Annotated in this window: 8 protein-coding genes; 2 read left to right on the forward strand and 6 right to left on the reverse strand. The window is 45.3% G+C overall.

The genetic code is table 11. The features are described 5' to 3' along the window. Window positions 1-137: 137 nt before the first annotated feature. Complete coding sequence (locus L0J61_RS04185; RefSeq protein ID WP_301465066.1) at window positions 138-665, reverse strand: hypothetical protein; 528 nt, start codon at window positions 663-665, stop codon at window positions 138-140. A 417-nt stretch (window positions 666-1,082) separates the two neighbouring features. After that, window positions 1,083-3,893, reverse strand: a complete 2,811-nt coding sequence (gene secA / locus L0J61_RS04190; protein WP_301465067.1) for a preprotein translocase subunit SecA — start codon at window positions 3,891-3,893, stop codon at window positions 1,083-1,085. A 602-nt stretch (window positions 3,894-4,495) separates the two neighbouring features. Between secA and mutS the strand changes: the two genes are divergently transcribed. Both mutS and fdxA read left to right on the forward strand, forming a co-directional pair. After that, the gene (gene mutS, locus L0J61_RS04195) at window positions 4,496-7,609 is read left to right on the forward strand and encodes a DNA mismatch repair protein MutS (protein WP_301465068.1); all 3,114 of its coding nucleotides are present in this window, start codon (window positions 4,496-4,498) and stop codon (window positions 7,607-7,609) included. A gap of 216 nt (window positions 7,610-7,825) precedes the next feature. Further along, complete coding sequence (gene fdxA / locus L0J61_RS04200) at window positions 7,826-8,149, forward strand: ferredoxin FdxA (protein ID WP_301465069.1); 324 nt, start codon at window positions 7,826-7,828, stop codon at window positions 8,147-8,149. Between the two features lie 303 nt (window positions 8,150-8,452). Here the strand turns inward: fdxA and L0J61_RS04205 are convergent, their stop codons facing one another. The 4 genes from L0J61_RS04205 to L0J61_RS04220 all read right to left on the reverse strand — a co-directional run bounded on the left by L0J61_RS04205 (window position 8,453) and on the right by L0J61_RS04220 (window position 12,286). After that, window positions 8,453-9,952: a fused MFS/spermidine synthase gene (locus L0J61_RS04205; protein ID WP_301465070.1), complete on the reverse strand. Its 1,500-nt coding sequence runs from the start codon at window positions 9,950-9,952 to the stop codon at window positions 8,453-8,455. A 152-nt stretch (window positions 9,953-10,104) separates the two neighbouring features. Then, entirely contained in the window at window positions 10,105-10,848 is a 744-nt protein-coding gene (gene tfpZ, locus L0J61_RS04210) for a TfpX/TfpZ family type IV pilin accessory protein (protein ID WP_301465071.1), read from the reverse strand. A 294-nt stretch (window positions 10,849-11,142) separates the two neighbouring features. Continuing rightward, on the reverse strand, window positions 11,143-11,592 hold the full coding sequence (locus tag L0J61_RS04215) for a pilin (RefSeq protein WP_301465072.1): 450 nt from the start codon (window positions 11,590-11,592) through the stop codon (window positions 11,143-11,145). A gap of 217 nt (window positions 11,593-11,809) precedes the next feature. Beyond that, on the reverse strand, window positions 11,810-12,286 hold the full coding sequence (locus tag L0J61_RS04220; RefSeq protein WP_367651941.1) for a pilin: 477 nt from the start codon (window positions 12,284-12,286) through the stop codon (window positions 11,810-11,812). Window positions 12,287-12,976 lie beyond the last annotated feature (690 nt).

A 12,976-nucleotide genomic window follows, 5' to 3' on the forward strand; every position in this document is an offset into this window, starting at 1 on the left:
CAGATTGGTTAGTCATTGCTTATTCTCCTGTTAGTGGATTATAAGCAGTTACACAAAGTTTGGGAAACTCTCCAACGCTGTTGTCAGCGTTGCTTTTTTTTAGCGATATTACTTCATTCAACGAAGGCGAGAGAAAGCTATGAGACCTCGTTGCACTCAAAGGTATTGATATCTGACTCATCTGCACCTGCAGTACGCATGACACCAGTCTCACGCTCTTCGTGTGCTACACGCCACTGCGTCAAACCCTCGCTACCATCGATAGCTGTCGCCACCTCAAATACTTCAGGGTTGCTACCTTCATTATTCTTGCGCAATGTCACTGTACCCATATCGGTCACAACGGTGACTTGATTATTATCTTCGTTATAAGTCGCTTCGACCTGTAGCTCTGGTGAACAGAGATAAGAGATCTGATTAGCCCCTGTATTGACGGAAGCAACCGTATCATCTTCTACCTCACTGGAAGTATCTTGGGGGTCAACAACCACATCGGTAGGTTCGGCAGGCTCAGCTGACATTGGCACTTCTTCAGCATGAGCGTCATCCGCCGTGCCTGCTTCCGTATCCGATTGCTGCTGACAAGCACTGATCGTCATGGCTCCAGCCAATAATCCCGTTAGGACGACAGAGGTACGCAATTGTTTTAATAGTTTTACATTCATTACACGCTCCCAAGTAAATACGTTAAATACTATAGCGCGTCCATAAATACACGCCTATGTAGAATTTGTAAATAATCGATGCTTTTTAATTATAATCTCATAGAGAGCAGCTATAACCAAGGCAAATCATGGTGTAATGCTGGTTTGTAGCATCATTCGATCTCTAATGAAAAACAGAAGCAAGCTTGAAGTCAAGCAAGTAGAGTATCGCAGATAATATCAGGGTGTTAGTCAGCTATTGGACACAGTTTGGCAAATGTTAACCGTTTTTAGCTTTTTTGGGATATCTTCTTAAGTTAAGGACACGCTCAAGTAAATACAAAAACCCCTATCCATTTTAGATAAGGGTTTTTCAAGCTGACTCACTACGATTTAAAAAACAGTAAGTGGTAAATGATAAACAGTTTTTAGAAACTGCTATATTTTACCATGACACTGTTTGTACTTAAGACCTGAACCACAAGGACAAGGCGCGTTACGGCTGATATTTTTTCCTGCATATGGGTTGGCCTCACCACCCTTGCTAGCAGGCTTGGCATCACCCTTAGCACCACTGACAACAGACACACGCCCAGCCTGCGCAGCAGCTCTACGGTTTTGTGGTCGTGGCTGAGCAGCTGATCTAGCTGCATTGCTGTCTAAATTATCAACGTCATCGTGTTCAAACTGCATCTGCATTTCAGCAGCACTCGCTCGCTTCTGTTCCTCTAATGCTTCTAGCTCTTCTTTGGTCGGGATATGAACACGTGATAAATCTTGTACCGTTTCTGACTTAATCGCACCAAGCATCATTTGAAACAGTTCAAAAGACTCACGTTTATACTCTTGCTCAGGGTTTTTCTGCGCATAACCGCGTAGATGAATCCCTTTACGCAGCTGGTCCATCTGCGTCAAATGCTCTTTCCAATGCTTATCTAAACTCTGCAGCATAAAGTGACGCTCAAGCTGAGCGGCATCTTGGTCGCCCATCTGCTCACGGCGACCATGAAAACGATCCAATGCCGTTTGGATGATTTTGGCACGTAACCCTTCTTCATCCAAGCGGCGATCTTCATCTAACCAATCATTAATCGGCATAGTGACTTTGAACTCGTCTTCCAACTCATCTTCTAGACCATCGATATTCCATTGATCATCGATAGAGCCTGGCGGGACAAACTGATTAATCATGGCGTTGTAAACTTCATGGTGCATGATTTCGATGGCTTCTAATAAGTCCATCTCTGCGAGTAAGTCATCACGTTGACCATAGATGACTTTACGTTGCTCATTGGCGACATCATCATACTTCAGAAGGTTTTTACGAGCGTCGAAATCACGGCTCTCAACTTTGCCTTGCGCGTTTTCGATCGATTTGGATACCATCTTGTGCTCGATGGCTTCGTCTTCTTTGAGACCCATCGCTCGCATCATATTCACCACGCGATCACCTGCGAAGATACGCATCAGATCATCTTCGAGCGACAAGAAAAAACGTGACATACCAGGGTCACCTTGGCGACCTGCACGACCACGTAACTGGTTATCGATACGGCGTGACTCATGGCGCTCAGAGCCAATGATATGCAGCCCGCCCGCGTTCACCACTTGGTCATGCTTTACTTGCCACTGCTCTTTCAGGCGTTTCATTTCTTCGGGGCTGACGGCATCCACATCTTCGATAAACGACTGCCAATTACCACCAAGTATGATATCGGTACCACGACCAGCCATGTTCGTCGCAATTGTGACAGATCTTGGACTACCCGCTTGGGCGATGATATCTGCCTCACGCTCATGCTGTTTGGCGTTTAGAACATTATGCTTCACGCCTTCTTGGTCGAGCAAATAAGACAACTCCTCACTGGCTTCAATCGTCGCCGTACCCACCAATACTGGTGCGCCTTTTTCTTGAATTTCTTTAATCTCACGAATGATGCCTTTGTATTTTCCTAACTTGGTTAAGAAAATCTGATCATTCATATCGACACGAGCAATTGGCTCATGTGTTGGAATGACGATTACGTCCAAATCGTAAGTCGATTTAAACTCCGCCGCTTCGGTATCAGCGGTGCCTGTCATACCTGACAATTTTTCGTACAGTCGGAAGTAGTTCTGAAAGGTCGTGGTCGCCAGTGTTTGGTTTTCTGCTTGAATCTCGACACCTTCTTTGGCCTCTACCGCTTGATGCAAACCTTCTGACCAACGACGACCCGGCATAGTACGACCTGTGTTTTCATCAACGATGACCACATCTTTACCATCGACGATATAGTGGACGTTTTTCACAAAAACATGGTGGGCACGAATGGCTGCCTGCACGTGTGCCAATAACGGCAGTCGGCTTGGACTATACAAACTTTCGCTTTCACCCAGCTCACCGACCTTGGTTAAGAAACGCTCAATTTTTTCGTAGCCTTTTTCACTGATCTCGATTTGGCGGTTTTTCTCATCGATCCAAAAGTCTTCGTCTTCGTTATTTTTATTGGCTTCTTCGTCTTTGGAACGCTTCAATACTGGAATGATGGTGTTAATCAACGCATACATGCGTGATGAATCTTCCGCCTGACCAGAGATGATCAGCGGTGTACGAGCCTCATCAATCAAGATGGAGTCAATCTCATCGATGATACAGAAGTTGAGCGGACGCTGCTTTTTTTCAGCCAAGCTAAACACCATGTTGTCTCTTAGGTAATCAAAGCCATACTCGTTGTTGGTACCGTAAGTTATGTCTGCTTGATAAGCTTTGATTTTTTCTTGTGGTGGCTGCTGTGAATAAATCACGCCAACGGTCATACCCAAAAAGCTAAACAACGGACGGTTCAATTCAGCATCACGAGCGGCCAAATAGTCATTGACCGTAACCAGATGGACGCCTTTGCCGCTAATACCATTGAGATACATGGCCAAGGTACCCATTAGGGTTTTACCTTCACCCGTTTTCATCTCAGCGATTTTGCCTTCGTGCAAGGTGATACCGCCGATTAGCTGCACATCATAGTGGCGCATACCATTGACACGCAATGACGCTTCACGACAGACCGCAAACGCCTCTGGCAATAGTGCGTCTAGGCTCTCACCTTTTTGGTGACGTGCTTTAAACTCTTCGGTTTTTTGTTGTAATTGCTCATCAGATAGGGCTTGTACTTCAGCCTCTTGTGCGTTGATTTTGCTAACCACTTTGCGCATGCGCTTTAGTTCGCGGTCATTTTTGGTGCCAACCACACTGCCTACAATCTTTGATAACATAATTTTTTTGACCTATGGAAATATTCGATAATTAGTGCGTATCAGCCGGTCTACTGGCTCGATGCATGGCGTGATATGCCGCTTGATGCATTATTATTACCCGACTAAGTAATCGACTAATAGTCTAAGTACCGCCCAATTAAGTGTGCCGTCATTATATATGGTTATGACGCTGATGAATACAAGGGCAATGAGTAGATATTTGCCGACGTAAAAAATACAGCAGGACGTGTTAAAATGCTCCTTATACCTTGCTGTTTATCAGGATCTGCCAAACCATTGGCCACTGAAGCTGCTTACTAGTAATGTTCCTTACTGGTGTTTTTTATTAATAAAGTGGCTTGCTATTGAAAGCACGTACGACAGCTACCTTTTTGCTAAGCCAAGTTAGAAGGTACTAAATACGCACTAATACCATCAAACACAGACGATACATTCAGCACAACGCAACAAGAACCATCCATTTAATACCCGTCATTTAATACCAGCCACAAAAATAACAATCACTAAAAATGAGTGTGATTAGTAAATCGTACTTTTGAGACTGCAGTTTTAAAGGCTGTAGATTTTGTAACTGGTATACGCATAATAAGAGACTCTGCATGACCGTAAAACCGTCCACTAAAAACTTCAACGAATCTAAACCCGCTTCAGTAAATGAAACAGTATTGAAGCAAAGTACACCTGATACAAAGTCGGGTGACCGTTTGGTGATAGGCGATGCTGTATATGATTTAGCTAATCATACGCCGATGATGGTGCAATATCTAACCATGAAAGCCCAATATCCCCAAGCGCTTCTGCTGTACCGGATGGGTGACTTTTATGAGCTATTTTTTGAGGATGCCAAGCGTGCTGCGCAAATACTAGACATCACCTTGACTCGTCGTGGTACCGATAAAGCAGGTAACACAATTGCCATGGCAGGTGTGCCGTTTCACGCCGCCGATAGCTATATGGCAAGGCTCATCTCTGCTGGGCAAACGGTCGTCGTCTGTGAGCAAATTGACGAACCAGCCGATAGCGCAACCAACAAAAGCGCCACTAAATTGCCTAGCATGGGCGACAAGCAAAAAAAGACAAACAGCAAATCTGCTGGCGGTATCATGCGCCGCGAAGTGGTAAAAACCCTCACCGCAGGGACGATCACCGATGACGCACTCATCGCGCCCAACCATACACCGACTGTGGTTGCTATTGATATTGCTGTACCAAAAGCAAATAGCCATCAGCCACTACAGGCCGCCATCAGCCAGTTAGACTTGGCGGCTGGTACATTGACCGCACAGACTCTGAGCGCCGACAACGATGATACTGGTGGTCTACAAACTCAGCTGCTCACCGTCCTAGCGCGCTTTGCCCCGAGTGAATGTATCATTAGCGAGTCGCTCAGTGAGCATATTGGTGAGACTGGTGACGACTGGCTGCTGTGGCTACGTCAAAAAATCGACTGCCCCATCATAGAAGTCGCCGCCAATGACTTTCATCTTGAGCATGCTAGCGCGACATTGTGCCAACAGTTTGAAGTGCAGCGCCTCGATGGACTCGGTATCAGTGAGGCACCGCTCGCACAATCCAGCTGTGCCGCACTCATCCATTATGCTCAGCAAACGCAGCAACGTCACGTCCCGCAAGTCAATCAGCTCATCGTAGAGTATAGTGACGACTATCTAATCATCGATGCCAATAGCCAACAAAACCTTGAGCTGTTTGCCCCTGTCAGTAGTAATGGCACATCGTTAATCTCTGTGCTAAACCATTGTCAAACGCCGATGGGTCGCCGTTTGCTCATGCAACAAATGAAACGACCATTGCGTCAGCACCCACGCATCAACCTGCGCTTAGATGCAATCGACAGCCTGTTGCAAAAGGACGACGACTCCTTAATCACAGGCTTACGTGAGAGCCTAAACGCCATCGGTGACGTTGAGCGTATCAGCAGTCGCATCGCCCTGATGAGCGCCAAACCACGTGACTTGCGTAAACTCGCCGACGGTATCGCCAGTAGCTCGCAGCTGACTGGCCTACTAACGAGCGCGGGTATTCGCCACGAACAGGCAGGACTACTGCCGATGCTGATGCAACAATTGCCTGAGCAGTTACCAACAGTGCAATCCGTCGCCGAGCTGATTGATCGCGCCATTATCGCCGATCCGCCAGCTCACATCCGCGACGGCGGCATGTTGGCAGCTGGTTACGACGATGAATTTGACCGCCTCACCCACTTACACGACAATATTCAGGTGACACTGGATAAGATGGTGGAAGATGCGCGTCAAGAAAACCAACTACCCAGTCTCAAAGTAGGCTTCAATAAAGTCAGCGGCTTTTATTTTGAGCTGCCCAAAGCACAGGCAAAAAATGCGCCTGCTCACTTTATCAGACGCCAAACCCTCAAGAGCAGCGAGCGATTCATCACCGATGAACTAAAACAGCTCGAAACCGAATACTTAAGCGCACAAACACTGGCTCTGACTCGTGAAAAACAGCTGTACCATGAACTCTTAACCATTCTAAATAGCCATTTAGCAGAGTTACAACAGCTGAGCGCTGCCATCGCTCAAATAGATGTATTAAGCAACTGGGCACAGCTGGCGCTGACGCATCACTGGCAACGTCCCGTCATGACCAATGACACAACGAATGAGCCAAATCAGCACGCAAAAAATGAGCGCATAGCGAGCAACAACCATTCTAGTATCGACATCCAACAAGGTCGTCATGCTGTGGTCGAAGCAGCGCTCAACACCAATAACAAAAAAGGTCATGCGGCAAGCGCCCACCATTTCGTCGCCAACGACTGTAAGCTGGGTAGTAGCAATGCTGACGCTTCAAATGATGCAAACGACGAAAGACTACTAATCATCACGGGGCCTAATATGGGTGGTAAATCCACCTACATGCGCCAGACAGCGTTGATCGTCCTACTCGCCCATTGCGGCAGTTTTGTCCCTGCGGCAAGCGCACACATCGGTGATATCGATCGTATCTTTACCCGTATTGGCTCGGCGGATGACCTTGCGGGTGGCAAATCCACCTTCATGGTGGAGATGATAGAAACTGCCAACATCCTCAATCAAGCGACCAGTAAATCACTGGTACTGATGGATGAAGTTGGACGCGGCACAGCCACTACCGACGGTCTGGCCATCGCTCACGCTTGCATCAACAGATTACTGGATATTGGCTGTTTGACATTGTTTGCCACCCATTACTTTGAGTTGACGCAATTGGCGCAGCATGCTGACAGTCATCACGCCAGTATTCGTAACGTCCATGTCGCCGCTAGTGAAATCGACGGGCAGTTACTATTGCTACATCAAATCAAGGACGGTGCTGCCAGCTCTAGCTTCGGTCTGCATGTGGCCAAGATGGCAGGCATACCCGCTTCCGTGTTGAATGATGCCAAGCGTTATTTAGCAGACAATCTAAGCACAGTGAATACAGACTGTCTCAGAACTGACAATGCAACTCCGCTTGATGACAAAAACGAATTAACTAAGTCACGAACTGATAAACGCGAAGAAAGTAACCATCAGACCCTAGAACAAACAATTTCAAAGGTTAATAATCAACCTCAAGAACATGCTAACATTTCACAACAAAATCATATATTTACAATAGAAAACGAGCTGGAGTCAATCAATCCTGACAACCTGACACCCAAACAAGCACATGATTTACTCTACCATCTCAAAGAAATCATCAGTCAGTAAAGGGAATTGTCAAATAGCCATAAAAGCGCTAAAATACGCTTTATTTTTCAGCTATTGTCTTATTTTTAGCGACTATATAGTCCGTTCAATATAATCAGTTGGATACAAGCAACCCTAGCCAAAGTACTACAAATCGTAGTCTCAGCAAGGCTGACACTTTATTCATTTTATATAGCATTAGCTATAGACCTCAATTAATAACAGGTAGACCTCAATATGACCTTTGTCGTTACAGATAACTGCATTCTTTGCAAATACACCGACTGTGTAGAAGTCTGCCCTGTGGACTGCTTTTATGAGGGACCAAACTTCCTCGTCATCGATCCTGATGAGTGCATCGACTGTGCGCTTTGCGAGCCTGAGTGTCCGGCCAATGCCATATTCTCAGAAGATGAGGTGCCCAAAGGGCAAGAGGAGTTTACCCAACTCAACGAAGATCTGGCACAAAAGTGGCCAAACATTACCGAGATGAAAGGACAAATGCCCGAAGCTGAAAAGTGGGATGGCGTAGAAGGTAAGATTCAGTATTTAGAGCAGTAGTCTATTATTCAGGCGACCTTATATTTTGTCCAATAATAAAAAAGGCTGTAGCGATTGCTACAGCCTTTTTTGTGGTGTGTCATCTGCAAATATCCTACACTTAATACAACACCATCATAAAACGACTATAGTTGAAATATTTCAACACCGCTACAAACTTGTCAGTGGCAATTGTTTCCAGCCTCTGCCTGTACAGGCACAGCCAGCAAGAAAAATGTGCACTAGTAGCGCGCGTGGTAGCGATATTGCTTTTCTCCGACTACCAAAATTGCCTGTAAGCTTTCCCAACTATTGATTTATTGATTATAAACGCTCGATAGAACGATACAGATATCTATCTAGTCTTGGCACATCATCCGTATGCAGTGGTTGGTCTTTGTTTAAAAACCCAGCCTGTGCCAACCGCTGACTGCCCGGACAGTCAAAGTTGCAGAGCATAATATTTTGCAAAGTATCACTGTCGTTTTTGGTCAAAATGTAAGCGGAGTCACCAAATACTTCGTACCAGTTTTTAAAAATTGTCTGGCTATAGCCATGCGCTGGATTCGGCATACCGATGACATTTGCCATAATGTGGTTGCTGTTGTCTTGGAACTGCGTGAGCGCCTCGACCGTATATAAGTTGCCCGCCACATGCCGACCTTGAAAGGCATCAATCAGCATAAAATCGTAGCGCGCGTCCCGATGACGAGTCAGATAGCCACGCGCATCATCACCGATGAACTCAATATTGGGTGCTATCGGTGCTTTTAAAAAATGCGCTTCGATGATTTCGGGTAAATCCTTGTCGATGTCGATGACCGTCAGTGCCATCTTTGGGTTATGATGCGCCACTTCGCTAGGCGTACCCATACCTGCCCCGCCCAAAAACACAAGGCTATCAGGGTTTAGATCATCGATCGCTTGTACAGTGATATTGCCATACCAATGGCAGTTTTTTTTAGGCAGATATATCCAGCAGCTACTGGTCGATTTTCCTGGTTTATCGGTGATGGTGACTGCCAAATTATCATCGATGACCACTTGGTTAATGAACCATGCCCCCGTCGCTGTCTGATACCCTGTATCGACTTTGTTTAAGATGATAAAAGCCGCTGTGACGACCACCGCTGATAATGCCAGCATGTGGTTGAGCGTCTGCATAGACTGGCTGCCGGGCTCGTCACTTGTCATGTGTTTGGCTAGCTTGGTACAGAGCCATGCGCTGATCGCAAGTGCCGCGATAAATAATGCCAAACTGCTCATCAGACCGATATAAGGCAATAGCACAATCGGTGTGAGCGTCGAACCAAGCACACTGCCGATCGTGGTCACCGCGACCATCATGCCAGCGTTTTTGCCCGCATCGACACCTTGATCATGACTATCTAGACGCTTATGCTTCAACGATAAAAACTGAGTGATGAGCGGAATCGCCGTGGAGCCAAAGGCAAGCCCTACCCCAAACAACAACCCCACACCGATAGCCGCTAAAATCGGACTGTCGGTACTGGCCGTCATCATCGCCAGCAGCGGCAACTGAATAATACAAGCGATGGCATGAGAAATGGCAGACAAGGACAAGACGTGTCCAGCCTTGAGTAGCGCCTGCTTTGGCGTGTCAATATCTTGCGACAATCGCCCACCATACCAGTAGCCGACAGCGATAGCGATCAGCACCATGGCGAGGATGACACCGGTGATAGAGATAGACGAGCCGATATAAGTGGCTGATATCCGAATGGCATAAATCTCGATACCGAGACCGGCAAACCCTTCGAGAAGCGCGATGACTAGACAGATACCCAGAACTTTCTTTTGCATAACCTCACTCATTATCATTACGACTATTGGTGTGATGAGTTTACACTATTCTGAGTTGAGTGAAATGATCGATGTGATTTGGATGCTTTATAGTTAAAATATTTCAAAGTCACTACAGTACCCTAAAATATATAACTATCTAAAGCCATACGCTAAGGGCGCAAATCAACGATATCGACGATACGATTGTCCGCACTATTGATCAACACCACCATGGTTTGCTCATAAGCGACGAGTGGTAGCCATGCTGTGGCTGACGGATATTGCTGTCGGATATCATCGACGTCGTCCTGTGAGTTGGTATAGTACAACTCGTCTAAACCTTTTGCATTGTCGTTGATGGTTTGCCATTGGTTCGCTAGCGGCTTGTATAAGTTGGGCTGCATACTCGGTGCGATACCCGTCTCCAACTCTGCAAACAGCCTCTCGTTTTTCTCCTCAGTATTTTCTACTGGCTTGACTGCCACCATTTTTGGTTGTCCCCAGCTTAATGTGTCATAGGGTGGCTCTGCTTCGTTTAAGCTAGAGTCAGGCACATTATTGGCTTGTACTACCTCAAAGCGTATCGTATCAAAGGCGATATAGACGGGTCGACTATCAGCGATGTTATAGATACCGTAGATGAACGCCGACAACTGTAGGACAATCACTACTGCCAAATCAAACTTTAACGATTTTTTGCCTTTTTTGGCGATGATGAGCGTGAGCAAAGGTCCGAGCACCGCATCGATAGCCAACATCATGATAAATATATGCGTCACGCCCACCGCTTTAGCCAACGGTGCAGGATGCCAGACCATAAATACAACATATAGGCTCACCATAGCGATCAACAGTGAAACGCCTAAATGATACACAAACGCTTTAAGTCGAAACTTCAATGAGGGATTTAACATAGTTGATTTTTGCGATATAAGTGATTTTACTTTGCAGGAAAATGATACATATTATAGCGGATATAACATGGCGACTGATACAAAAAAGCACTGATGACTTAGGGCGTGTCTTCGTTTTAAAGATGGCAATAAAAATGAGATAAATGGCAGCCAAACAAGGAAAATAGCGCAGATAGCCCAAATAACATCAAGATATTAGTCAGCTATTTGACGCTGTTTGGCAACATTTAGCCATTTTTATCCCATTTACATGACTATCGATTGAACTGAAGACACGCTCTAGCACAGGATATATCAGTTCTGACAGCTGGTAGGCAGCTTTTCTATGCCTACCGTACCGCTACAGCGCCATTGAATAAGATTTTGACTGTTGTTGGTATTTATCTCAGGTGTCATGACCAGTGTATTGCCCGCGATATTACCTGCGTCAAAAGTCACCGTAATCACGCCAGTGTTTGCGGCGACACTGACACCATTAGTCGCTACATATTTACCATCTAGCGCATTTGCCTGGCGACCAATATACCCTGTGACTGCGACAGCATCGGCATCAGGAAATACTTTGTTTTCAAACACCCAAATGGCTACTTCACTACGTAATCCATCTGATGCTACAAGACCCTCGACCACCTGTGCACGTCCCACATAGTTCATGTAGTTAGGAATAGCAATCGCAGCAAGGATACCAATGACGGCGATGACGATCATAAGTTCTACTAAAGTAAAGCCCGTAACTTGCTTCATAGTCGTTCCTTTATTTTTAGACACTCATGTATCCGTAAACCTGTGTCAGTCATACATTCAATAGTCGCCACATTATTAAAGTCAGAAATATTAAAACCAGCTGCACCAAACTCTGTCGGAAAAAAAAGCCCCAGCGAAATCGCTAGGGCTTTTCATACTTATCGTACTAGAGCTGTGTCACAGACTAGCAGATAGGACTAGCAGATAGGACTAGCTATTACTGGCAGCTAGTTGGAAGACGTTGATCAGCAATTGCTGCAGCTGCACCACTGCTAGCAGTATCACCAGAACAAGTCCACTGTGAAATTTGACCATTATTTGCATTCAACGTTGGTGTGAGAGCCATACCAGTTCCGTTATTAGTACCCGCATTAAACGCTATACCAATAACACCACCATCGTTCAAAGATACTCCGGTTGGTGCGAAGTACTTACCGTCCAAAGCAGCTGCTTGAGCAGCTAGAGATTCTGCACTACCGCCTACTGCCAAATCCGCTGTAGCAGGTAAGGCACCTGTATCGGCAGCAAATACACCTACATCAGATTGTAAACCAGCAGTCGCTTTAAAACCTTCACTCGCTTGTGCACGAGCGGTGTAGTCTTGATAAGCAGGGATAGCGATCGCAGCTAGGATACCGATAATAGCGATAACGATCATTAGTTCGATTAGGGTAAAACCTTTTTGAGTGTTCATAAGAGCTCCTTTGGGGTAGTCAGAAGATAAAAAGTATTTGGCTTAATCTTCAATATGTATTTGCAATGAATAGCATCTTCAATTATTAGTAATCAATGCATTCTATATATTAGATATTGCACCTGACATGCCAACATGTCTTTGCTTAACGACCTAATCCGATGAACGGTATGATTCGAGGTACGAACGTAGTCATAAATATTATCTCAACAAAAATATAAACATATATACAGTTTTTAGTCATATAACTGACAAAAACTGTCAGCTTGACCACTGTATGTGACAATTTATATACAGTACTGACACTTTTTGTCAAAATTGCCAGCATCTACCATGACGTAAAATGTCAAACTGACAATATTCGTCACTTTACATATATTATCCATCGCTCAATGTTATTCATCCTTAGTACCACTTATCAGTACCTCTTATCAACGCAACTCATTTTTTTGGTTTTTGCACTTAATTGCCACGACATGCACCTATGATCAGTCCAAAAATGATGAGCAGCCCACCGTCCGTGAGACCAACTTAGAAGTATAGTACGAGATAACACGTTGCCAAACAAAAAAAGCAGGTTAATATCGGAGTATTAACCTGCTTTTTGATGATGTTGGTGGCTTTATAATTTCGCCGCTGTTTTAACGATGCTTTCCTGCACCTGCTCTTATTTATCAATGTTAAACAGCT

The sequence above is a fragment of the Psychrobacter sp. genome (assembly GCF_030457785.1).
Classification (GTDB): domain Bacteria; phylum Pseudomonadota; class Gammaproteobacteria; order Pseudomonadales; family Moraxellaceae; genus Psychrobacter.

What these genes read in the sequence shown, in the direction of transcription:
- L0J61_RS04185 (WP_301465066.1), bottom strand. Translation starts at nt 665, where the DNA reads ATGAATGTAAAACTATTAAAACAATTGCGTACCTCTGTCGTCCTAACG.
- secA (WP_301465067.1), bottom strand. Translation starts at nt 3,893, where the DNA reads ATGTTATCAAAGATTGTAGGCAGTGTGGTTGGCACCAAAAATGACCGC.
- mutS (WP_301465068.1), top strand. Translation starts at nt 4,496, where the DNA reads ATGACCGTAAAACCGTCCACTAAAAACTTCAACGAATCTAAACCCGCT.
- fdxA (WP_301465069.1), top strand. Translation starts at nt 7,826, where the DNA reads ATGACCTTTGTCGTTACAGATAACTGCATTCTTTGCAAATACACCGAC.
- L0J61_RS04205 (WP_301465070.1), bottom strand. Translation starts at nt 9,952, where the DNA reads ATGCAAAAGAAAGTTCTGGGTATCTGTCTAGTCATCGCGCTTCTCGAA.
- tfpZ (WP_301465071.1), bottom strand. Translation starts at nt 10,848, where the DNA reads ATGTTAAATCCCTCATTGAAGTTTCGACTTAAAGCGTTTGTGTATCAT.
- L0J61_RS04215 (WP_301465072.1), bottom strand. Translation starts at nt 11,592, where the DNA reads ATGAAGCAAGTTACGGGCTTTACTTTAGTAGAACTTATGATCGTCATC.
- L0J61_RS04220 (WP_367651941.1), bottom strand. Translation starts at nt 12,286, where the DNA reads ATGAACACTCAAAAAGGTTTTACCCTAATCGAACTAATGATCGTTATC.